This is a genomic window from Saccharothrix sp. CB00851 (assembly GCF_001905065.1).
Lineage (GTDB): Bacteria > Actinomycetota > Actinomycetes > Mycobacteriales > Pseudonocardiaceae > Actinosynnema.
The window spans coordinates 15,530-37,944 of record NZ_LWLC01000065.1 but is presented as its reverse complement, the minus strand read 5'-3'; the positions used below and the strand labels follow the sequence as shown (position 1 = coordinate 37,944).

The 22,415-nt window shown below is 72.4% G+C and carries 20 protein-coding genes and 1 riboswitch; of the genes, 7 read left to right on the top strand and 13 right to left on the bottom strand.

All coding sequences use genetic code 11. The features are described from left to right. Position 1: 1 nt before the first annotated feature. From A6A25_RS39865 to A6A25_RS39845, 5 genes are all read right to left on the bottom strand, one after another. Positions 2-1,075, bottom strand: coding sequence for a cobalt-precorrin-4/precorrin-4 C(11)-methyltransferase (locus A6A25_RS39865; protein ID WP_073899475.1), 1,074 nt, complete (start codon positions 1,073-1,075; stop codon positions 2-4). A gap of 65 nt (positions 1,076-1,140) precedes the next feature. Beyond that, positions 1,141-2,514, bottom strand: a complete 1,374-nt coding sequence (locus A6A25_RS39860; RefSeq protein WP_083669073.1) for a cobyrinate a,c-diamide synthase — start codon at positions 2,512-2,514, stop codon at positions 1,141-1,143. Continuing rightward, complete coding sequence (gene cobO, locus A6A25_RS39855; protein ID WP_073899471.1) at positions 2,511-3,125, bottom strand: cob(I)yrinic acid a,c-diamide adenosyltransferase; 615 nt, start codon at positions 3,123-3,125, stop codon at positions 2,511-2,513. The genes A6A25_RS39860 and cobO overlap by 4 nt, the downstream gene beginning before the upstream one ends. 10 nt (positions 3,126-3,135) lie before the next feature. Beyond that, entirely contained in the window at positions 3,136-5,076 is a 1,941-nt protein-coding gene (locus tag A6A25_RS39850) for a putative cobaltochelatase (RefSeq protein ID WP_073899469.1), read from the bottom strand. Between the two features lie 57 nt (positions 5,077-5,133). Beyond that, a riboswitch (cobalamin riboswitch) is annotated at positions 5,134-5,205 on the bottom strand. A 120-nt stretch (positions 5,206-5,325) separates the two neighbouring features. Then, the gene (locus tag A6A25_RS39845) at positions 5,326-6,534 is read right to left on the bottom strand and encodes a cytochrome P450 (RefSeq protein WP_198933040.1); all 1,209 of its coding nucleotides are present in this window, start codon (positions 6,532-6,534) and stop codon (positions 5,326-5,328) included. A gap of 36 nt (positions 6,535-6,570) precedes the next feature. Here A6A25_RS39845 and A6A25_RS39840 point away from each other — a divergent pair, with 36 nt between their 5' ends. Further along, positions 6,571-7,749 (top strand): 8-amino-7-oxononanoate synthase, encoded by a 1,179-nt coding sequence (locus A6A25_RS39840; protein ID WP_073899467.1) that lies wholly within the window; start codon positions 6,571-6,573, stop codon positions 7,747-7,749. On the opposite strand, the gene A6A25_RS39835 is transcribed toward A6A25_RS39840, so the two are convergent. After that, on the bottom strand, positions 7,703-8,161 hold the full coding sequence (locus A6A25_RS39835; protein WP_073899465.1) for a GNAT family N-acetyltransferase: 459 nt from the start codon (positions 8,159-8,161) through the stop codon (positions 7,703-7,705). The genes A6A25_RS39840 and A6A25_RS39835 overlap by 47 nt on opposite strands. A gap of 20 nt (positions 8,162-8,181) precedes the next feature. Next, positions 8,182-8,901 (bottom strand): S1 family peptidase, encoded by a 720-nt coding sequence (locus A6A25_RS39830; RefSeq protein WP_073899463.1) that lies wholly within the window; start codon positions 8,899-8,901, stop codon positions 8,182-8,184. A 177-nt stretch (positions 8,902-9,078) separates the two neighbouring features. On the opposite strand from A6A25_RS39830, the gene A6A25_RS39825 reads away from it, so the two are divergent. Next, positions 9,079-9,684, top strand: a complete 606-nt coding sequence (locus A6A25_RS39825; protein WP_073899461.1) for a LysE family translocator — start codon at positions 9,079-9,081, stop codon at positions 9,682-9,684. Between the two features lie 55 nt (positions 9,685-9,739). Here A6A25_RS39825 and A6A25_RS39820 read toward each other — a convergent pair whose 3' ends face one another. Both A6A25_RS39820 and A6A25_RS39815 read right to left on the bottom strand, forming a co-directional pair. Then, positions 9,740-10,492 carry a S1 family peptidase gene (locus A6A25_RS39820; RefSeq protein ID WP_073899459.1) on the bottom strand — a complete coding sequence of 251 codons (753 nt, stop codon included), beginning with the start codon at positions 10,490-10,492 and terminating at the stop codon, positions 9,740-9,742. A gap of 72 nt (positions 10,493-10,564) precedes the next feature. Continuing rightward, positions 10,565-11,587 (bottom strand): M48 family metallopeptidase, encoded by a 1,023-nt coding sequence (locus A6A25_RS39815; RefSeq protein WP_073899457.1) that lies wholly within the window; start codon positions 11,585-11,587, stop codon positions 10,565-10,567. A 70-nt stretch (positions 11,588-11,657) separates the two neighbouring features. Here A6A25_RS39815 and A6A25_RS39810 point away from each other — a divergent pair, with 70 nt between their 5' ends. Continuing rightward, complete coding sequence (locus A6A25_RS39810; protein WP_198933039.1) at positions 11,658-12,590, top strand: alpha/beta hydrolase; 933 nt, start codon at positions 11,658-11,660, stop codon at positions 12,588-12,590. Between the two features lie 102 nt (positions 12,591-12,692). On the opposite strand, the gene A6A25_RS39805 is transcribed toward A6A25_RS39810, so the two are convergent. Next, a complete protein-coding gene (locus A6A25_RS39805) occupies positions 12,693-14,606 on the bottom strand; it encodes a patatin-like phospholipase family protein (RefSeq protein WP_143193720.1) in 1,914 nt (637 codons plus the stop codon). A 107-nt stretch (positions 14,607-14,713) separates the two neighbouring features. Beyond that, positions 14,714-15,358, bottom strand: coding sequence for a CatB-related O-acetyltransferase (locus A6A25_RS39800; RefSeq protein WP_380734801.1), 645 nt, complete (start codon positions 15,356-15,358; stop codon positions 14,714-14,716). A 105-nt stretch (positions 15,359-15,463) separates the two neighbouring features. On the opposite strand from A6A25_RS39800, the gene A6A25_RS39795 reads away from it, so the two are divergent. Further along, on the top strand, positions 15,464-16,012 hold the full coding sequence (locus A6A25_RS39795) for a TetR/AcrR family transcriptional regulator (RefSeq protein WP_241829171.1): 549 nt from the start codon (positions 15,464-15,466) through the stop codon (positions 16,010-16,012). Positions 16,013-16,199: 187 nt separating this feature from the next. On the opposite strand, the gene A6A25_RS39790 is transcribed toward A6A25_RS39795, so the two are convergent. Next, a complete protein-coding gene (locus A6A25_RS39790) occupies positions 16,200-17,117 on the bottom strand; it encodes an MBL fold metallo-hydrolase (protein ID WP_158073905.1) in 918 nt (305 codons plus the stop codon). Positions 17,118-17,210: 93 nt separating this feature from the next. Here A6A25_RS39790 and A6A25_RS39785 point away from each other — a divergent pair, with 93 nt between their 5' ends. Together A6A25_RS39785 and A6A25_RS39780 are read left to right on the top strand one after the other, a co-directional pair. After that, positions 17,211-18,152, top strand: a complete 942-nt coding sequence (locus tag A6A25_RS39785) for a LysR family transcriptional regulator (RefSeq protein WP_073899449.1) — start codon at positions 17,211-17,213, stop codon at positions 18,150-18,152. Further along, positions 18,149-18,985 carry a serine hydrolase gene (locus tag A6A25_RS39780; RefSeq protein ID WP_073899447.1) on the top strand — a complete coding sequence of 279 codons (837 nt, stop codon included), beginning with the start codon at positions 18,149-18,151 and terminating at the stop codon, positions 18,983-18,985. The genes A6A25_RS39785 and A6A25_RS39780 overlap by 4 nt, the downstream gene beginning before the upstream one ends. Here the strand turns inward: A6A25_RS39780 and A6A25_RS39775 are convergent. Beyond that, a complete protein-coding gene (locus tag A6A25_RS39775) occupies positions 18,982-19,782 on the bottom strand; it encodes an SAM-dependent methyltransferase (RefSeq protein ID WP_073899445.1) in 801 nt (266 codons plus the stop codon). The two genes, A6A25_RS39780 and A6A25_RS39775, sit on opposite strands and share 4 nt — an antisense overlap. A gap of 152 nt (positions 19,783-19,934) precedes the next feature. On the opposite strand from A6A25_RS39775, the gene lon reads away from it, so the two are divergent. Then, the gene (gene lon, locus A6A25_RS39770) at positions 19,935-22,304 is read left to right on the top strand and encodes an endopeptidase La (protein WP_073899443.1); all 2,370 of its coding nucleotides are present in this window, start codon (positions 19,935-19,937) and stop codon (positions 22,302-22,304) included. Positions 22,305-22,415 lie beyond the last annotated feature (111 nt).

The following is a 22,415-nucleotide window of genomic DNA, read 5'->3' as shown; positions in this document are numbered from 1 at the left end:
GTCAGTTCACGCGCTTGTTCTTCTTGGCCCGCGACCCGCTCGGCTTGCGCGGTGTGGTGCTCGCCCGCACGGTGGTCGGCTTGGGCTTCGCGGCGGCGGCCACCACGGGCTTGGGCTTCGGCTTGGCCTCGTCCGCCTCGACGTTCTCCGGCTCGTCGGTGACCAGCTGCAGCAGCGGCTCGCCGACCGGTTCCGGCTTCGGCTTGGCGGGCGCGTGGCGCTTGGTGCGCGCCGTCTCCTGCCAGTCGTGCACCGCCGACCACGCCGCCGCCGACGGCGACTCGCCGGACTTCACCACCGGCAGGCTCGCGCGCTTGGCCCACTTCGACGGCCGCGACCGGCGCACCGGCTCGTCGCCCTCGACCACCGGTGCGCGGCGGCGGGAGGCCGGCTGCGCGAGCACCTTGCCGATGAGGAACAACGTGGTGCGGTAGAGCTTGCGCTCCTTGACGCACGCCTCCAGCTCGCCCAGCGTGGTCTCCGCGACCGTTTCGTCGGGCAGGGAAACCTTGTACGCCACCACGACCGGCGTGTCGTCGGCGTAACCGCCCGCGCGCAGCCGTTCGACCAGCAGGCCCGCGCGGGCGCCGGACGCGGAGATCGCCATCGTGGTGCCGTGCGCGGCGAACTCCTCGACGTGCTCGGCCGTCTCGGGCCCGACCAGCAGCAGCGACTGCGCGACGGACGACGTGGTCAGCTCGCGGCCGACGGACGCCGCCGCGGCGGAGACCTGGGACACACCCGGCACGACGTCGGTCTCCAGGCCCAGCCGCCGGCACGCCTCCTGCTGGTCGCGCAGACCGCCCCACAGCGACGGGTCGCCCGCGTGCAGCCGCACGACCTTGAGCTTGCCCGCCGACGCGCGCCGGTACACCTCGACCACGTCGGCCTCGGTGACGCGGGAGAAGTCGACCAGCTCGGCGTCGGCGCGGGCGTGCTCGCGCACGCACTCCACCTCGATCACGCTGGGCGCCCACAGCACGACGTCGGCCTCGGCTATCCGCTTCGCGCCGCGCACGGTGATGAGATCGGCGGCGCCGGGACCGGCGCCCACGAAGGAGACCCGACCAGTCATCACAACTGCTCCCCACGACGTGTTCGGCTTGGTGGGCAAGGACCGTACCGCGCGAGCGCGATCCACTAACGAGTGGCCTCGGAGCGCACGGACGCGCTCGCGCAGGCCCGCACGAAGCGCGTCACGGCCTCCGGCGCGGACGCCGGGTGGGTGTGCAGGTACGACGCGTGGACCCGGCCGACGACGAATCCCTCGGCCACCGGGCGCAGGTCGTGACCGCGCCACTGCCAGGCCGGTTTCCCGCCGTGCGGGACGCTCAGCGCGGTGCGGTGGAACTCGTGCCCGGTGATCCGCTGACCCGCGCGGGCCAGCACGGAGTCCTGCGGCGCGACGGCGTCGCGGTAGCCGAGCGTGAGCCGGGGCGTCATGGCACCGTCCGCGTCGATCACACCGCACATCGGTGCACCGTCCAGGGAGTTCGCCAGGTACAGCAGGCCGCCGCACTCGGCGTGCACCGGAGCGCCGCCGCGGGCCAGGGCGGTGACGGCGGCGCGCAGCGCTTCGTTGGCGGACAGCTCGGCGGCGTGCTGCTCGGGGAAACCGCCGGGCAGCACGAGACCCGCCGTGCCGTCGGGCAGCGTTTCGTCACGCAGCGGGTCGACCACGACGACGTCCGCACCGGCCGCGCTGAGCAGCTCGACCTGCTCGGCGTAGCCGAACGTGAACGCCGCACCGCCCGCGACGGCGATCGTCGGCGTACCGTCGACCCGCTCGACCTCGGCGTGCGGGTCCCAGGTCGGCACGGCCATCGCGGGCACCTCGGCGGCGAGCGCGCGCACCGCGTGCAGGTCGACGTGCCGTGCGACGGCGTCGGCGATGGCGTCCACGGCGGCGGTGGCGGCCGGTCCGTGCTCGGCGGCGGTGACCAGGCCGAGGTGCCGGGACGGGAGCGTGAATTTGTCGTCCCGCGGCAGCACGCCGAGCACTTCCAGCCCGACCTCGGCGCACGCGCCGCGCAACACCTGCTCGTGGCGGGCCGAGCCGACCTGGTTGAGGACCACGCCGCCGAGCCGCACGGTCGGGTCGTAGCCGCGGAACCCGTGCAGCAGGGCGGCGAGGCTGCGGCTCTGGCCCCGCGCGTCGACCACGAACAGCACCGGCGCGGACAGCAGCTTGGCCACGTGCGCGGTGGACCCGAGGCCCTCGGTGTCCACCCGCCCGTCGAACAGGCCCATCACGCCTTCCACCACGGCCAGGTCGCAGCCGCGGGCGCCGTGCGCGAACAGCGACGCCACCCGGTGCTCGCCGACCATGACCGGGTCGAGGTTGCGGCCCGGCCTGCCGGTGGCCACCGAGTGGTAGCCGGGGTCGATGTAGTCCGGGCCGACCTTGAACGGCGCGACCTTGTCGCCCGCGCGGCGCAGCGCCGCCATCAGGCCGGTGGCCACGGTGGTCTTGCCGCTGCCCGACGCGGGCGCGGCGACCACCAGCCGGTTCACCACTCGATCCCCTTCTGCCCCTTCTGGCCCGCGTCCATCGGGTGCTTGACCTTGGTCATCTCCACCACCAGGTCGGCGGCGTCGACGAGCTTGTCCGGCGCGTACCGGCCGGTGATCACGACGTGCTGGTGGCCCGGCCGGTTGGTCAGCGCCTCCACCACCTCGTCCACGTCGATCCAGCCCCAGTGCAGGGGATAGGTGAACTCGTCCAGCACGTACAGGCCGTGCTGTTCGGCGGCCAGTCGGCGGGAGATCTCCTGCCAGCCCTCGCGCGCGGCGGCGGCGTGGTCGTCCTCGGTGCCCTGCTTGCGGGTCCAGGACCAGCCCTCGCCCATCTTGTGCCACTCGACGGGGCCGCCTTCGCCGGTCTGCTCGTGCAGGCGGCCGAGCGCGCGGAACGCCGACTCCTCGCCGACCTTCCACTTGGCTGACTTCACGAACTGGAAGACGCCGATGGACCAGCCCTGGTTCCACCCGCGCAGGGCGAGGCCGAAGGCGGCGGTCGACTTGCCCTTCATCTCACCGGTGTGCAGCAGGACCAGCGGCCGGTTGCGGCGCTGGCGGGTGGTGAGGCCGTCGGCGGGCACGACGGACGGTTGACCTTGGGGCATCTCGGCGCTCCTACGCGGCTCGGGCCGCGCGCACCACGCCGGCCACCTGGTCTGCGGACAGTTCTTCCAGGCGCACGCACGCCGCTCCCAGCGCACCGGCCACCCGTGCCGCCAGGCCGAGCCTGACCGGGCCGTGCTCGCAGTCCACCACTACCGACGCCACCCGGTCGGCGGCCAGCATCCCGGCGGCGCGCAACGCGTCCCGCATCGGGTCGCCGCCCGTGCCCGCCGCCGTCGCACGGCCGTCGGTGAGCAGCACCAGCAGCGGTCGGCGGCGCGGGTCGCGGACGCGTTCGGACTCCAGCACGCGGCGGGCGCGCAGCAGTCCGTCGGCCAACGGCGTGCGACCGCCGGTGCGCAGGGCGCGCAGCCGGGCCGCCGCCGCGTCCACCGAGTTCGTCGGCGGCAGGGCGACCTGGGCCTCACGACCGCGGAACGTCACCACGCCGACCTTGTCCCGCCGCTGGTAGGCGTCGCGGAGCAGGGAGATCACCGCGCCGCTGACCGCCGACATGCGCTGCCGGGCCGCCATCGAGCCGGACGCGTCGACCACGAACAGCACGAGGTTGCCCTCCTTGCCCTCCCGCACCGAGAGCCGCAGGTCGGCGCCCCTCAGCTCCAGGCCGGGACCGCTGCGGCCCCGGGCCGCCTGGTGCGGTGCGGCGGCGGCGAGCGTGCCGACCAGGTGCAGACCGCTTCCGTCCACAGTGGACGAACGGACCACGCGGCCGGTGCGGGCGCGTGCCCGGGACCGCTTGCCCGGTGCACCCTCGCCGACGCCCGGCACCTGCAACAACCGGGCGCGGAACGCGGGCGCCGGTGCGTGCGACCGCTCGGCGGAGCCTGATCCGTCCGAAGTGGACTCCGGTGGTTCGCCGGGCAGCGGCGAGCCACCACCGTCGTCGTCCGGGCCATCGGGGTCGCCTTCGGGCTCCTCTCCGGCGGCCTCCGCGCCCTGCTGGAGGGCGTCGTCCAGCTGCTCCTGCTCCAGGCCCGGTTCGTCGAACGGGTCGCGGCGCTTGCGGTGCGGCAACGCCAGCCGCACGGCCGCCTCCACGTCCTCCTCGGCCACCTCGGCGGCACCACGCCAGGCGGCGTGCGCGGTCGCCGTGCGGGCCACCACCAGGTCCGCGCGCATCCCGTCCACCTCGAACGCGGCGCAGATGGCGGCGATGCGGCGCAGTTCGGCGTCCGGCAGCACGACGTCCTCGAGCCGGTCGCGCGCGGCGACGATCCGCTGTGCCAACTCCTGGTCGGCCTCGGCCCAGCGGGCGGCGAAGCCCTCGGGGTCGGCTTCGTAGGCCAACCGCCGCCGCACGACCTCGGTTCGCGTCGGCACGTCCCGCGACGCGCGCACCGCGACCGTGAGGCCGAAGCGGTCCAGCAGCTGGGGGCGCAACTCGCCCTCCTCCGGGTTCATGGTGCCCACCAGGAGGAACGACGCGGCGTGCGAGACGGATACGCCTTCGCGCTCGACGTGCGCGCGGCCCATGGCGGCGGCGTCGAGCAGCAGGTCCACGAGGTGGTCGTGCAGCAGGTTCACCTCGTCCACGTACAGCACGCCCCGGTGCGCGGCGGCCAGCAGACCCGGCTGGTAGGCGCGGACGCCCTCGGTCAACGCGCGCTCCAGGTCGAGCGAGCCGATCAGCCGGTCCTCCGTCGCGCCGACCGGCAGCTCGACCAGCCGGGCCGGGCGGCGTTCCACGCCGTGGCCGTGCGGCCCGTCGGGGCAGTCGGTTGGCACGGCCGGGTCGCAGCCGAACCGGCAGCCCGGCACCACGTCCAGCTCGGGCAGCAGCGCGGCGAGCGCGCGGACCACGGTCGACTTCGCGGTGCCCTTCTCACCTCGGACGAGCACCCCGCCGATACCGGGGTGCACGGCGTTGAGCAGCAGTGCCGTGCGGAGGTCGTCGTGACCGACGACAGCGGAAAAGGGGAAACGCGCGCCCATGCGGCGGTGTCCTTCCTCGGGTGTCCACGCCCGTGTCCGGTCGATGAGTCGGGGGTCGAGTTCCTGACTCCCGGGCTCCTCGGTCCGGTCACAGTGGCGGGACCGTGCCGGATTCACACCGGCTTCCTCGCGCACCCCCTCAAGCCTGGGCATCGTCGCACTTCCCCGGTCACCCTCCAAGCCCTGGGCGGGCGACCACGATCACACATCGACCGTCGGTGCGGGAGCCGAGGTCCGCGAGGGCAGGTGTCAACGCCGACCGGAGGCCGTGAACTGCCGGAGGTCCGGGCCGGCGGGCTCCCCTAGCTCCACCTCCACGCTCAACGGCGCGCGGAACGACAGCAGGCCCAGCATCGGTGGTGGCGCGGTCGAGGTCAGGCGCAGGTCGGGGAAGCGGTGGGCGGTCTCCCGCAGCACCACTTCAGCCTCCAGCCTGGCCAGGCCCGCGCCCAGGCAGAAGTGCCTGCCGAAGCCGAACGCCAGGTGCCTGCGGGCGTTCGGCCGGGCCGGGCAGAACCGCTCCGGCTCGGCGAACACGTCCGGGTCGGAGCCGCTGCCCGCCAGCATCAGCAGCAGCTGCGCACCGGCCGGGACCTCCACCCCGGAAAGCGTGACCGCCTCGGCCGCGATCCGCCGCCACGTGCTCACCGGCGGGTCGCGCCGCAGCACCTCCTCCACGCACGCGGCGGCGAAGCCGGGTTCGCCCAGCCGCGACCACAGGCCGTCCTCCCGCAGCACGGCGTGGAACGCCGCGCTCAGCAGCTGGGTCGTCGTCTCCTGGCCCGCGATCAGCAGGAAGTAGCACAGCCCGGCCGCGTCCCGGATCGGCACGCCCTGCGCCCGCAACGCGCCGAACAGGTCGTCACCCCCGGGGTCGGCGGCCTTGATCCGGGAGGTCAGCCACTGGTGGAACGCGGCGGCGGGACGGGCCAGCTCGTGCTGCCGCTCCAGCGTGACGTCACCCCAGAACAGCTCCAACGACGCCGTGCTCCACGCCTTGAGCGCGTCGACGTCCACGTCCCGGATGCCCATGACCTCCAGCAGCACGATCGCGGGCAGGTCGCGGGCCAGTGCCGCGTGCAGGTCGGCACGTCCGCTCAGCCGGTCCAGCCGTTCGGCGGTCAGCTCCGCGATTCGCGGCCCCGAGGCCGCCACCCGCACCGGGGTGAGGAAGCGGGAGACCAGTCGACGCAGGTCGGCGTGCGTGTCGGTGCCGTTGTTGGCCAGCGTCGGCGGCAGCGAGAACCCGGCCCGCGCCAGCACCCGCAGCACCGGGCGCGGGATCGGGACGACGGCGGTCAGCGCGTTGTCCGGGTGGAAGCGGCGCGGGTCGGCCAGCACGGCGCGCACGTCGTCGTAGCGGCTGACCAGCCACAACCCGGTGCGCTCGTCGCGGTGGACCGGCGCGTCCTCGCGCAACGAGCGCAGGTCGGCAGGCTCCGGCTGGAAGAGGTCCACGCCGGCACCGTAGCCGTCGGATGCGACACTGCCGGCGTGAGTGTGCGCACAGGTGACTCGGTGTTCGACTGGATCGACACGCGTGCCGAGGCCCGGGCGAAAGCCGGTCTGGCCCGCCGGGTCCGGCCCCGCCCCGCCGACTCGACGAACCTCGACCTGGCGTCGAACGACTACCTCGGCCTGGCCCGCGACAAGCGGGTGACGGGTGCCGCCGCGGCGGCCTCGCTGCGCTGGGGCGCGGGCTCGACGGGATCGCGGCTGGTCACCGGTTCCACCGACCTGCACACCGAGCTGGAGTACGAGCTGGCGAACTTCTGCGGCACGCAGTCCGCGCTGGTGTTCTCCTCCGGCTACGCTGCGAACCTGGGGGCGCTGACCGCGTTGTCCGGCCCCGGCACGGCGATCGTGGCCGACCAGCACATCCACGCCTCCCTGATCGACGGCACCCGGCTGTCCAAGGCGGACGTCGTGGTCGCCGGGCACTGCGACGTCGGGCAGGTCACCCACGCCCTGGCCACGCGCGGCAAGCGGCGGGCGCTGGTGGTGACCGACTCGGTGTTCTCCGTGGACGGCGACCTGGCACCGCTGGCGGAACTGGCCGCGGCCTGCCGCGAGCACGACGCGGCGCTGGTCGTGGACGACGCGCACGGCCTCGGCTTGGTCGGTGACGGCGGGCGCGGCGCGGTGCACGCGGCAGGCCTGGCCAAGGCGCCCGACGTGGTGACCACGGTGACGCTGTCCAAGTCGCTCGGCGCGCAGGGCGGCGCGGTGCTCGGCCCGAGCCGGGTGATCAAGCACCTGGTCGACACCGCGCGCACGTTCATCTTCGACACCGGGCTCGCGCCGGCCAGCGCGGCGGCGTCACTGGCCGCGTTGAAGGTGCTGCGGGACGAGCCGGAACGGCCCGCGCGGTCCCTGGAAGTGGCTCAGGACCTGGCGTTCCGGCTGAAGGAGAAGGGGCTGCGGGTCAGCGCGCCGACGGCGGCCGTCGTGTCGGTGCAGGCGCCGTCGCCCGAGGCGGCGTTCGACTGGGCCGAGGCGTGCCGCGCGCAGGGCGTGGTCGTCGGGTGCTTCCGCCCGCCGTCGGTGCCGGACCGGGTCTCCCGGCTGCGCCTGACCGCCCGCGCCGACCTGTCGGAGGGCGACATCGAGCGCGCCGTGCGGGTGATCACGGAGACCGGCGCATCCGCAGGTGCGGTATCCCGTCCTCGATGAACTCCGCGCCCTGCGGTTCGAAGCCGAACGACGCGTAGAAGTCGGCCACGTAGGTCTGCGCGTCCAGCACGCACTCCACCTGGCCGACCTCGGCCAGCGCGGCCTCCACCAGCCGGCGGCTGTAGCCGCGACCGCGGGCGGCGCGCGCCGTGCAGACCCGGCCGATGCGGAACGTGCCGCCGGGCTCCTCCAACAGCCGCAGGTAGGCCAGGGGTGCGGGTGCGTCGTCGGCTTCCAGCCAGAAGTGCCGGGTGCCCGGTTCGAGGTCACGCCCGTCCGGGTCCGCGTAGACGCAGTTCTGCTCCACGACGAACACGTCGGAGCGCAGCTTGAGCACGGCGTAGAGCTGGTCGGGCGTCAGGTCGGCCGACCACTGCCGGCGCAGCGTCGCCGGGTAGGGGTGTGAGCGCACCCCACTGTGGTACCACAGTCTCAGATTTGGTCCTGGTACCGGCTCAGCCGCGTGTAGACGCCGGGTTGACCGGGCCGGGCGCAGCCGCGGCCGTAGGACACCACGCCCACCAGCTCGTTCGCCACGGTGAGCGGACCGCCCGAGTCGCCCTCGCAGGCGTCCTTGCCGCCCTCCGGGTAACCCGCGCACAGCATCGCGCCCGGCCGGTAGTCGGGCACCTGCGCCGCGCACTCGGCGTCCGCCCGGATCGGCACGTCGACCTCCAGCAGCCGCCGGCTCGGCGGGCCGAACTCGCCGGTCCGACCCCAGCCGTACACCGTGGCCTGGCCCGGGGTGGCATCGGCGATGCGGATCGGCCGGTACGGCAGCGGGGTGGCGAGGGTGAGGGTGGCCACGTCGTCACCGGCGGAGACCTCGGTGTAGGCGGGGTGCCGCCAGAGCGCGGCGACCTCGACCGCCCGGCCTTCGGAGGTGTCGAGGTCGGCGCGCCCCGCGACGGCGGTCAGGTCGGCGGGCTGCCGGTCACGGGTGCCGAGGGCGGTGCGCGCGAACGTGCAGTGCGCGGCCGTGACCACCTTGTCCGGTGCGACGAGCGCACCGCCGCAGAAGAACGTGCCCCGGTCGAACAACGCCACCGCCCACGGTGTCGCGGGTGCTTCCCGGCCGCCCACGATCGCGTCCGCGGGCAGCGCGGACAGGACCAGCACGAGAACGGCGAAGACCGGCGCGCTGATGCGCATGGAGCACCCTCTCTACGACGTGTGACTGAATGGGCACCGACCGTAGCGGAGCGCGTTCTGGGGCAGCACCGGGGTATGAGATCCGGAAAATCTCTTGTTAGAGTGCTGTGGCGCCGAAGATTCGATGGCCAGTGAGGCAGATCACGGAAATCTGTCCGGAACCTGAGGGAGGTTTCCATGCACCTGGACTTCACCCAGCTGCCGGCGTTCCTGATCGCTTGCGCGGTGGTCGTGCTGACGCCGGGCGTGGACGCCTTCCTCCTGCTGCGCACCTCGATGCGGTCCGGCACCAGGGCCGGGCTGCTGGCGCTGGCGGGCATCCACACCGCGGCCTTCGTGCAGGTGGCGTTGGTGATCTCGGGACTGGGCGTGGTGATCGCCCGCTACCCCGCCGTGCTCACCGGGCTGCGCTGGATCGGCGCGGCGTACCTGCTCTACCTGGCGGTGACGATCACCTGCGGGCTGCTGCGGCGTTCGGGCGGCGAGGTGGTGGCGGTCGCGGCCCGGCCGTTCCGGCAGGGTTTCCTGACCAACATCACCAACCCGAAGATGCTGCTGTTCTCGCTGGCGTTCCTGCCGCAGTTCATCGGCACGGGCGACCCGGCGTTCCAGCTCGGGATGCTCGCGGCGGTGTTCCTCGGGCTGGCCGCGCTGTGGGAGCTGACGATCGTGGTCACCGCGGCGCGCGTCGCGGGATCACTGCGCCGACCCGGCGTGACCACGGCGCTGGACGCGGTGTGCGCGGCGGTGTTCCTCACCATGTCGATCGGGCTCGTGCTCTGACTCTCCCAGTCGGCGTGCGGACCCCCGAGGCCCGGAGGTCCGCACGCCGCTCGCGTCAGACCCGCAGTTGCTGCTCGAGCACGTCGGCGTACTTCTTGACCTCGCTGTAGACGCCCGGCTTGCCCGCCCGGGCACAACCTTCACCCCAAGAGGTGATGCCGATCAGCTTCCCACCGGCCACGTACGGACCGCCCGAGTCGCCCTGGCAGGTGTCCACGCCGCCCTCGGGGTAGCCGGCGCAGGTCATCTCCTCCGGGTCGTACTGGGGGTAGGCGTCGTGGCAGTACCCGTCCTCCATCACCGGCACGGTGGCGCCCAGCAGGTACCGCGACGCCGCGCCCTGCTCGCTGGTCCGGCCCCAGCCCAGCACCAGGCCGTTCGTGCCCGGTTCGTACAGCCAGGCGTCGGACGGGCCGGCGAGCGGGAGGGGCGCGTACTCCACCGGTGCGCGCAACGTCAGCACCGCGACGTCGGCGCCCTGGTCCGCCGACACGTAGTCCGGGTGGACCCAGATGTCGTCCAGCCGCACGACCTTGCCCTCGTCACTGTTGCGGTCCTCGCGACCCACCACCACCCGCGTGCTCCGCGGCGTGCGCGAGACCGCGCAGTGGGCGGCGGTGACCACCTTGGTCGGCGCGACCAGCGTGCCGCCGCAGAACTGGTGGCCGCCCGAGTCGGTCAGGTACACCACCCACGGGTGATCGGCGATCGACACCCGATCACCGCCGACCACGCGCTCGTCCACGTCCGCCGCGGCGGTGCCCGCGAGAGCCATCAACATCGTCATCAACAACGCGGCAAGCCGCATCGGCCCCTCCTCCTGATCCAAGACGTCAAGAGGAGGTTAGCCAGAATGGCCGTCTCCGCTGGACCAAGCAGACTAGTCCGCTCCGGTGAACTTGTTCCGGACCTTGCCCGCGGCACCCACGAGCACGTCGCCGACCTCGTTGAACACCTTCATCAGCGGGTCCTCGGACTGGGCCGCCGACTCCTTGTACGACCGGGCCGCCGACTTGATGTCCTCGGTGAACGAGCTCGTCGGCCGGTCGTCCTCGCGGCGCTGGTACGCGCCGGTCAGGATCGCGCGGTACTCCTCGCCCGCCGCCCACTTCTGCAGCTCGGCGGCGCGGACCACGGCCATCGGGTGCGTCAGCGGCCACGTCCGGATCAGCTTGAGCACGCTGTCGCGCACGTCCTCGACCTGCTCGTACTCCTTGGCCTGCTTGAGGAACTCGGCCGTGTCCACCTGGGAGAGGTCCATGCCGCCCGCCATGGCGACGTGCACGCGCAGCGCGGCGGCCGGGTCCTGCCCGCACAGCAGGCCCGCCCGGTCGCAGGACAGCTCGGTCTTGCGGTACCACTCGCGCAGCGCGGCGATGATCGCGGTGATCGCCCAGTAGCCGCCCGGCATCCAGCCCAGGCCGTGCTGCAGCTGCATGAGCCGCTGCAGGATCGTCTGGTACAGCGCGTGCCCGGACAGCACGTGCCCCATCTCGTGCCCGATGGCGAACCGCAGGCCGTCGGCGTCCAGCAGCTCGATCAGGCCCGTGGTGAGCACGATGAACGGCTTGTCGATGCCCAGCGTCATGGCGTTGGGCACCGGGTCGCGCTTGACGAACAGCTCCGGCACCGGGTCGACGTCCAGCGTCGCCGCGGTCTCCAACCGGAGCCGGTCCAGCTCCGGGTACTGCTTCGGGCCCACCCTGATGCTCGACGCCAGGTAACCCAGCCGCTCACCGCGTTCGGTGAACGCCCCCGCCACCGCCTGCAACACCGGGCCGATGCCCGGCACCGCGCGCAAGACCGCCAACGCCCCCCGGTCGACCGGGTGCTCGTACGCCCTCGGGCTGATGCCGGGGAACCGCACACGTGCGCTCGACCGCTCGATCTCCTCGCTGCTCATGCCTCCCACAGTGCCACGACCCGTGACCCGCCTCTCCCCGTTCGGCGGAATCGGCGTGCACACTGACCGGGTGAACGCAGACGTGCTCGGCACCGACTACGAGACCCGCGTGCTGCCGCTGGGCGGCGGTGACACCACCGCGACCCTGGTGCGGCGCCGCGCGCAGCCGGCCACCCGCGGCGCGGTGCTGTACGTGCACGGTTTCGCGGACTACTTCTTCCAGCGTCACGTCGCCGAGCACTTCACCGCGCGGGGCTTCGACTTCTACGCCATCGACCTGCGCGCCTACGGGCGGTCGCTGCGGCCGGGCCAGGTGGCGAACTTCGTGACCGACCTGGCTGAGCACTTCGAGGAGCTCGACACCGCGGCACGGGTGATCCGCGAGGAGGACGGCCACCGACACCTCGTGGTGATAGGCCACTCGACCGGGGGACTGATCACCAGTTTGTGGGCGCACGAGCGGCGTTCCGACGACCTGCTGGACGCGTTGGTGCTCAACAGCCCGTGGCTGGACCTGGCCGAGCCGTGGCTGGTGCGGACGGTGGGCACGGCGCTGATCCGCGGTGTCGGCCGGTTCGCGCCCAGGTTGGTGCTCAAGCCCGGGCTGGGCCCGGTGTACGGCGAGAGCATCCACCGCGACCACCACGGCGAATGGGACTTCGACACGGCGTGGAAGCCGATCGAGGCGTTCCCGGTGCACGCCGGGTGGCTGCGCGCCATCCGCCGCGGTCACGCCCGGCTGCACCGGGGGTTGGACGTGCAGGCGCCTGTGTTGCTGCTCAGGTCCGGGCGCAGCCACTTGCACGCGAAGCGGTGGACTCCGGAGGCGATGACCGCGGACAGCGTGCTGGACGTGGAGCACATGCGGGTGTGGGGTCCGAAGATCGGCCCGGTGGTGCGGGTCGTGACGGTCGAGGGTGGGATGCACGACCTGTTCTTGTCCGCCGAGTCGGTGCGGCGGCGGGCGCTGGCCGAGGTGGACGAGTTCCTGGACGACATCTGACCCCGGCCGCCGACCCAACCCGCCCGCTTCGCAGGCGTCCCCGCGCAGGGGGACCCCTGTTCTTCATTCTACCGACGGGGACCGACAATTCCGGTCGTCCCGTCACTCGGGCGGCGTGAGGCGGAGGTCCGGGTCGATCGGTGGCTCGCCGTCGAACGGGCCGTCGGGGATCGCGCCCAAGGCGTCCAGGGTCAGACCGATCTCCTGCCCGTGCGGGTCCGTGCCGGTCGGCGGTGTGGTGAACCAGGCGTGCAGGTCCTCGGGAATCCGATAGCGGTCGGTGAGGTCGCGGTACAGGGTGGCGCGTTCGACGGACTGCTCGGCCAGTTGCCGGTACTCGCGCATGGCCAGTCGCATCCGGATCCAGCGGTAGCGGTCGGTCTTGGTGGCGTTGTCCTCGGTGAACCGGGTGCGCAGCAGTCGTCCGGCCTCCGCGCCGCGCTCGGCCAGGGCGCGGATCGTGTCCGGGCGCATGAAGAGGTTCGTGCCGCCTTCCAACGCGCCGACGCGGACGTGCGCGATCCGGCCGCGGTAGCCCGGGAGGGCGGACTGCATGGTGTCGCGCCAGTCCAGCATGGTGTTGAGGATCGCGGACGCGAAGTGCTGCACGAGGCCGATGCCGCGCCACGGCGTGCCGCCGGTGGACGCGTCCTGCTCCGGCAGCCACACGTCCCGGTCGTCGCCCGGCGGGTAGGACTGCAGGCTCAGGCCGAACGTCGGCCAGCGCGGCAGCAGGTTGTCGAAGAAGTGGATCGGGAAGTTGCTCGTGATGCCACCGTCGGAGAACCAGTGCACGCGCGGTTCCGGTTCGGCGCGCACCAGCGGCACGGCGGCGATCAGGCCGGGCAACGGCATGCTCATCCGCACGGCCAGCGCGACCGGCAGGTTCGCCGGCAGCACGTGGACGGTTTCGGCGGGGTGCAGGGGGCAGCGGTGCTCGGTGGCGTCGTGGCCGAGCTTGTCGACGGTCCGTTGCGGCAGCACGGTTTTCAGGCACGTCGGGCAGAACAGCCAGGGGGCACGCGGTTCGGTGAACGGCAGCCGGTAGGGGCGGCCTTCGGACAGGTCCGTCGTCATCAAAACCAGGTTCGTGGTGAGGTCGTCGAACGTCAGGTCCGCCGTCCCGGACAGGTCGTCGAGCACGTCCGCGATCCAGTCGCTCAACGGCGGCACGCCGGTCGACGCGGGCACGCCGCAGCGCCGGTCCCAGAAGTTCGGCCGGAACGCCCCGGTGCCCGGTACGAGTCCGAAGTGGACGGTGGTGGCCATCCGGTCGAGGAACCGCTTGGCGCTCAACCCGTAGGTGACCGCGACCGCGCTGACGAACGCGAACCCGAGCACCAGCCACCACACCGCGGCGGTGGCCGCGCTCGCCAGGCCCGGCGCCGTCCACCGGGTGCCCAGCGCGACCGGGATCAGCGGGACCACCAGGAGCAGCCCGGTGCCGAGGCGACGCAGCCACGCGTCCCGCCCGCTCGGCAGGACCCGCAGCACGATCCCCGGCACGGCGACCAGCACCACGACGGTGAGACCGATCAGCACCCAATTCGGCGTGGCACGCCAGTCGATCGAGTGAAACCACAGCGTCGGCCCGACGAGCCACAACGCCAGTGCCAGCGCCAGGAACACCCGGGCCCGCCACCCGATCGCGCTGATCAGGGCCAGCAACAGGCAGGTGAGGGCGCTGCGCCCGGTCGAGTCGCGGCGTTGCATGGAGGCCGCCACGATCCGGTACAGCTTGCGGGTGTGCTCGCTGGGCTGGAACAGCTGCGCCAGCCGCCAGCCGGGCGCGGCGAACCAGTCGACGACCTCCTCCAGCTTGCGGAAGCCGTCCCGCTCGCGCCCCTTCTCGGCGGCGGCGGTGAACGCGGCCCCGATCGCACCGGCCGAGGCCCCACCCAACGACCGGAACCGGTAGTGCCGCGCCAACTCCACCACCGCCAACGGGTAGACGACCCCGCTCGCCGCCCCACCCCGCATGGTCAGGTCGCAGTACCGGTCGAAGTCCTCGGCCATGGCGGAACCTCCCACCACCATGATCTCCCGCCACCGGCCCGCGTGGCTCTAGACCAATCGGCTTCCCTCCCCGCGTGTCGGAGCCTGGAGATTCGACGTGCGGGTGGTCAGAGGTTGGCGGCCGCGATGCGTTCGATGTCCGCCGGTGTGCCGGACATGATCGTGCGGACGTGTTCGGTGAGCAGTTCGACCGGCCAGTCCCACCACTTGGCGCGCAGCAGCCGGGCCACGTCCTCGTCCTGGTAGCGCTGCTTCACCGGGCGCGCGGGATTGCCGCCCACCACCGCGTACGGCGGCACGTCCGACGTCACCACCGCGCCCGTGGCGACGATCGCGCCGTCGCCGATCGTGACGCCGGGCATGACGAGCGCTCGGTAGCCCAACCAGACGTCGTTGCCGACCACGGTGTCACCGCGCGTCTCCATGCCGGTGATCAGGTCCAGCGTCCGTTCCGCCCAGGTGCCGCCGAAGATCGTGAACGGGAACGTGGACACGCCGGTGGTGAGGTGGTTCGCGCCGGCCATGATGAACGTCGTGCCCGTGGCCAGCGCGCAGAACTTGCCGATCACGAGCTTCTCGGCGCCGTACCCGTAGAGCACGTTGCGGGTCTCGAACTCCAGCGCGTGCTCCGGGTCGTCGTAGTACGTGTACTCGCCGACCTCGATCGTCGGCGAGGTGACCAGCGGCTTGAGCTGGACGACGCGGTCGGCGTGGGGCAACGGGTGGAGGACGGTGGGGTCGGGGATCAACAGTGAGAACTCCTAACGCGACTCGTGTTGCGTTAGAGTGGCACGTCTCAGCCACTAACGCAACTGGAGTCGCATTTGACGTCCCGACCTGGCGGTCGCTCGGCCCGCGTGCGCGTCTCCGTCCTCCAAGCCGTCCACGCCGAGCTGATCGAGCACGGCTACACCGGCCTGACGGTCGAGAACGTCGCCGAGCGCGCCGGCGTGCACAAGACCACCGTCTACCGCCGCTGGGGCACGGTCGACGTGCTCATCGCCGACGCCCTCGACCACACCCGCGAGACCGAGTGGCCGGTGCCCGACACCGGCACGGTCGAGGGCGACCTGATCGCCATCGCCGCCGAGGTCGCGGACACCTTCGCCGACCCCGTCCGCCACCCCGTGCCGATCGCGATCGTCATCGCCGCCCAGCAGTCGACCCGCGCCCAGGACGCGAAACGCCGGTTCTACGCCGCCCGGCACGCCGAGGCGGCCAAGGTGGTCACCCGCGCCGTCGAACGCGACGAGCTGCCACCGCAGGAAGACCCCGTCGAACTAATCCGCCTCACGTGCGCGCCGCTGTACCACCGGGTCTTCATCACCGGCGAACCGGTCGACCGCACCACCGCCGAACGCGCCGCCCGCGCCGCCCTCGCCGCCGCCCGAGCCGGACTTCTCTGACCACGGCCCCACCCGTCGGACAGCCGCAGCTCACCCAGCTCCGACACCGGACCCGGCCCCAGTCGAATACCTCTTCCGCGAGGTGGCGGGCGAACGGCGTGCCCTCGGGGACCGACCTGCCGCCGGCGTCGACGCCCGCCCCGTGCGGCCGGCAATCCGGTTCCACGCGCGAACCGCAGCTCCGTCACTACAGCTCGTACCAGCGCAGGATCTCCGGGTCGAGCACGCGGGCCGCGAGGCCGATCCGCCGTGCCGTCTCGGTCAGCTCGGCCGCCGCCGCGGGGTTGCCGCGCGGGGGCAGGGTCGGGTCGTCCAGTTGCGTCACCATGTCGTCGTGGTGGCTCGGGATCAACAGCTTGGGCCGGGTCGCCCGCAACGCACGAGCGGTGTAGTCGAAAACGTTTGCGTGGCCGCTCATGCCGAGCACCAGCACGTCCGGGCGCAGGCCCGCGATCTCGCGTTCGACGTAGTTGGCCGTACCGGACAGGAACAGCACCGAGAAGCCGTCCACGGTGACCAGGTACGCCAGCGAGCCGCCTTCCACGAGGTCGCTGATGGTTTCCGGGCGCGACGGCGGCGCGGTCAGGGTGCCCGGGGCGAAGTAGCCGTACGTGCCGAACTGGCTGTGCAGGCTGCGGAACACCTGGACGGTGAAGCCGTGGAAGTCCAGGTGCTCACCGCCGGACGCCACGATCACGTTGTCCCCCGGCACTTCCCGCGCCGTCAACAGGTGCCGGTGGGTCTCGGTGCCGATGACCCGCGAACCGTGCTTCTCCACCACGTACGGGATCTCCAGCAAGTGGTCGTAGTGGCCGTGCGTGGCCAGCACCAGCTCCGGCCGTTCACCGAGGTGCCGGTCGACCAAGTCCGCGCGCACCGCCAACGGGTAGTCGGCGATGAACTTCCCCTCCTCGTCGAACACCGGCAGCCGGCTCAGGTACGGGTCGATCAGCACCCGCCTGCCGCCGAACAACAGCTCCCACCCCGCGACGCCGAGCCAGCGCAGGCTCACCCCGCTGCGCCCCGACGCGAACGCCGGCCCCGGCGACCCCGCACCCGCCATCGCGACCGCCGCCGAACCGATCAACACCTGTCGTCTGCTCACGCACATGCCACCAACGACATCAGCCCGCACCGGCACGTGTCCAAGTCCGATATCACCAACTCTGCGATATCCGTTCGACTATCATGGCTGGTCGTGGACCTCCTGCGGCACCTGCGGTACTTCCTGGCCGTGGCCGAGGAGCTGCACTTCGGCCGTGCCGCGGCCCGCCTGCACATGTCCCAGCCACCGCTGTCGCAGAGCATCCAACGCCTGGAACGCGAGCTCGGCGTCCGCCTGCTCGACCGCGACGCCCGGCACGTCGCGCTCACCGACGCGGGCCGCCAGATCCTCACCGAGGCCCGCGGCCTGCTGGCGGGCGAGGACAGGTTGCGCGCGCTGGCCGAGCGGTTCCGCCACGGCGAAGCCGGGTCGCTGCGCGCGGGCGTGCCTCCCGACCTTGGTGGACGGGCGGTGGCCGCGCTGCTGCCCGCGTTCCGCCGCCGCAGCCCCGTCGAGCTCAAGCTCCGCGAGATCGGCACCGCGGAGCAACTGCGCGCGCTGGCCGACCGCAGCCTGGACGTCGGCGTGCTGCGGTTCCCGTTCGACGTGTCGTGGCTGAGCCTCGGGCCGGTGCTGACCAGCCCGCTCGGCGTCCTGCTCCCCCGCGACCACCCCCTGACCACCGCACCGGATGTCCGGTTGGCCGACCTGAACGGCCTGGCGCTCGTGCTGTTCCCCCGCTCCACCGCGCCCGCGTTGCACGACGAGGTGCTGACCACGTGCGCCCGGCACGGCTACACACCCGCCGAGGTCCACCAGGCGGGCAACCCGGAGTTCGCGCTGGGACTGGTCCTGGCGGGCGGCGCGGTGGCGTTGCACGACGGCGTCGCACCCCCGCCGGACGCGGTCTGGCGCCCGCTGCGCGGCACGCCCCTGCTCTGGCGGACGTCGGCCGCCTGGCCGCGCGGACGGCAGACCCCGGCCGTCACCGCCTTCGCCGACGCCGTCACCGAAGTCCTGACCGCACAAGGGATGCGGCACGCCGAGGGCACGCTCCCGCGCTACCCCCGCCCGGCCGCGGAGTACCTGTCATGACCGCCGCACGGGTGCGCGCCGCGTTCACCGACGCCGGCGTCACGGGCCGGCTGCACGCCGTCGACCTCGACCACCCCGACCGCGAGGTCTCCGTCGGCGCGGACGACCCGGTCGTGCTGGCGAGCGTGTTCAAGGTGCCGCTGCTCGTGGCGCTGCACCACAGCACCCACGACCTGACCCGCCGGATCACCCTCGACCACGACCGCAGCACCGGCCCCACCGGCGTGGGCGGCATGCTCGACCCGGTCACGATGTCGTTGCGGGACCTCGCCTACCTGGCCGTCACGGTCTCCGACAACGCCGCCGCGGACGCCCTCATGGACCTCGTCGGCACCGACGCCGTCAACCGGGCCCTCCGCGACCTGCACCTGACGCGCACCGCGGTCGTCCACCGGGCGAGGGACTTCATGCGCACCATGGCCGAGGACGCCGCCCCCGACGAACTACCCGCCGCGCTCACCGATCCCGTCGTGCTGTCACGGCTGCGCGCCCTGAACCCCGACCACACCAACCGGGGCACCGCGCGCGACCTGACCACCCTGCTGCGGCACATCTGGCAGCACGACGACTGCGCGCCGATCCGCCACGCCATGGCCCGGCAGGTCTGGCCGCACCGCCTGTCGTCCGGCTTCCCGTTCGACGACGTCCGCGTGGCGGGCAAGACGGGCACCCTGCCCACGATCCGCAACGAGGTCGGCGTGGTGGAGTACCCGGACGGCGGCCGTTACGCGGTCGCCGTCTTCACCCGCAGCGCGAGCACCGCATTCACCCTCCCGCAGGCGGACGCCGTGATCGGGACCGCGGCCAGACTCGCCGTCGAGCACTTGCGCTAAGCCTTCCGGCCAACCCCCGCGTACGCGCTGATGTAGGCGTCATCCGAATCCGGGCGCCACTCGCTCAACGGCACCACACCCGGCTCCACGACCTCCAGCCCGTCGAAGAACGCGGCGACCTCCACACCCGTCCGCAGCACCAGGGGGCTGTCCGTCTTGCGGTAGATGGCGTTCACCTGCTCGCCGCTTTCCCTGCCCTCCTGCGACACGCCGTCCCAGCTCGCGTGCGAGATCGCCACGTAGCTGCCCGGCGCCAGCACCTCCCGGTACCGCGCGATCGCCGCGTGCGGGTCGTCCGCGTCCGGCACGAAGTGCAGCACCGCGACCATCAGCAACCCGATCGGCCGGTCGAAGTCGAGCATCGCCCGCACTTCCTCGTTGCCCAGCACCGAGTCCGGGTCGCGCAGGTCCGCCTGGATCGCGCTCGCCCGCGGGTTCCCGGCCAGCAACGCCGTGCTGTGCGCGACCGCGACCGGTTCGACGTCGGCGTACACCACCCGGGCCTCCGGGTTGGTCTGCTGGGCGATCTCGTGCACGTTGCCGACCGTCGGGATGCCCGACCCCAGGTCCAGGAACTGGTCGATGCCCTGCGACAACAGGTAGCGGACCGCGCGCCGCAGGAACGACCGGTTGGCCCTGGCCGCCCCGGACATGCCGGGGAAGATCTGCTCGACCGACTTGGCCGCTTCGCGGTCGACCGCGAAGTTGTGCGACCCACCCAGGAAGTAGTCGTACATCCGGGCCGCGCTCGGCCGGTCCAGGTCAACCGAGGACGGGACCCAGCTCGCCTGCTCCATCGCACATCTCCTCGTCAGCCGACGGCGTGATCGTTGCCGCGTCACCAACCGGGCACAACCCCCGAATGGACGCTCGCTCAGGGCGAACACCTACCGGAAACAATCCCGGGCTCATCTTGGTTGAGCCAGTCAGACTCAACTTTGGAGGGATCATGGGCGAGACGTTGGCGCTGCCGGTGCTGCCGCTGGACGACGTGGTCGTGCTGCCGGGCATGGTCGTGCCGATCCGGATCAGCGGCTCGGACGCCACCGCCGAGGCCCGCGCCGCGATCGAGGCCGCGACCGCAGCGGGCGGCCAGTCGAAGGTGCTGCTGGTGCCCCGGCTGGACGGCAAGTACGCGAAGGTGGGCACGCTGGCGCTGATCGAGCAGGTCGGCAGGCTGCCCGGCGGCGAACGCGCGGCGGTCGTGCGCGGGACCGAGCGGGTCCGCATCGGCACCGGCACCACGGGCCCCGGCGCGGCCCTGTGGGTCGAGGCGACCATCGCCGACGAGGCACCGATCGACGACCGCACCCACGAACTGGCCCGCGAGTACCGCGCGCTGGTCACCACCATCCTCCAGCAGCGCGGGGCCTGGCAGGTCGTGGACTCGGTCCAGCAGGTGGACGACCCGTCCGCCCTGGCCGACCTGGCCGGTTATGCCTCCTACCTCAGCGACGAGCAGAAGGTCTGGCTGCTGGAGACCAGCGACGTCACCGAGCGGCTCGAGAAGCTGCTCGAATGGGGCCGCGAGCACCTGACCGAGCTCGACGTCGCCGAGACCATCCGCAAGGATGTCAAGGAAGGCGTCGAGAAGCAGCAGCGGGAGTTCCTGCTGCGCCAGCAACTGGCCGCCATCCGCAAGGAACTGGCCGAGCTCGACGGCAAACCGGCCACCGAGGAGCAGGACTACCGCGCCCGCGTCGAGGGCGCCGACCTGCCGGAGAACGTCCGCGAGGCGGCCCTGGCGGAGGTCGACAAGCTCGAACGCACCGCCGAGCAGTCCCCCGAGGTCGGCTGGATCCGCACCTGGCTCGACACCGTCCTCGACATGCCGTGGAACGAGCGCACCGAGGACGCCTACGACATCGCCGGCGCCCGTTCCGTCCTCGACGCCGACCACGCGGGCCTGGACGACGTCAAGGAACGCATCACCGAGTACCTCGCCGTGCGCCGCCGCCGTGCCGACCGCGGCCTCGGCGTCGTGGGCGGCCGCCGTTCCGGCGCGGTCCTCGCCCTCGTCGGCCCGCCCGGCGTCGGCAAGACCTCCCTCGGCGAATCGGTGGCCCGTGCCATGGGCCGCAAGTTCGTCCGCGTCGCCCTGGGTGGCGTCCGCGACGAAGCCGAGATCCGCGGCCACCGCCGCACCTACGTCGGCGCGCTGCCGGGCCGGATCGTCCGCGCCATCTCCGAAGCGGGCTCGATGAACCCCGTCGTCCTCCTGGACGAGATCGACAAGGTGGGCGCCGACTACCGCGGCGACCCCACCGCCGCACTCCTCGAAGTCCTGGACCCGGCCCAGAACCACACCTTCCGCGACCACTACCTCGAAGTCGAACTGGACCTCTCCGACGTCGTCTTCCTGGCGACCGCGAACGTCCTGGAATCCATCCCGGGCCCCCTCCTCGACCGCATGGAACTGGTCCAACTCGACGGCTACACGGAGGACGAGAAAGTCACCATCGCCCGCGACCACCTCCTGCCACGCCAGGTGGAACGCGCCGGCCTCACCACCGACGACGTCACCATCACCGAGAAGTCGCTGCGCAAACTGGCCGGCGAGTACACCCGCGAGGCAGGCGTCCGCCAACTGGAACGCTCCGTGGCCCGAATCCTGCGCAAGATCACCGCCCGCGTCGCCCTCGACCAGACCGAACTCCCGGTCACCGTCGACGTCCCCGACCTCCGCACCTACCTGGGCTCGCCCAAGCACACCCCGGAATCGGCCGAGCGCACCGCCGTCCCCGGCGTCGCAACGGGCCTGGCGGTCACCGGAGCCGGCGGCGACGTCCTCTTCGTCGAGGCCTCCCTGGCCCCCTCCGACACCGGCGCGTCCGGCGTCACCCTGACCGGCCAACTGGGCGACGTCATGAAGGAATCGGCCCAAATCGCCCTGTCCTACCTACGCTCCAACGACCACCGCGCCGAAGTCCTCGCCGACCGAGGCGTCCACATCCACGTCCCCGCCGGCGCGGTCCCGAAGGACGGCCCCTCCGCCGGCGTCACCATGACAACGGCCCTGGCATCACTTCTCTCGGGCCGCCCCGTCCGCTCCGACGTCGCCATGACCGGCGAAGTCTCCCTCACCGGCCGCGTCCTCCCGATCGGCGGCGTCAAGCAGAAACTCCTCGCCGCCCACCGCGCCGGCATCACCACGGTCCTACTCCCCCAACGCAACGAACCCGACCTCGACGACGTCCCCGAATCCGTCAGGAACGAACTGACCATCCACCTCGTCGCCGACGTCCAAGAAGTCCTCAACCTCGCCCTCGAACCAACCACCAACACCACCACGACAACAGCAACCACCGCAGCCGCCTAGCACTCCCACAAATCCCAACCGACCACATCGGACCCGCAGCAGAACCACAAAGGCCCGATTTTACATGGGGTTCGGGTGCTTTAGGCTGGTCGAAGCCGGGCAGGCTTGGCG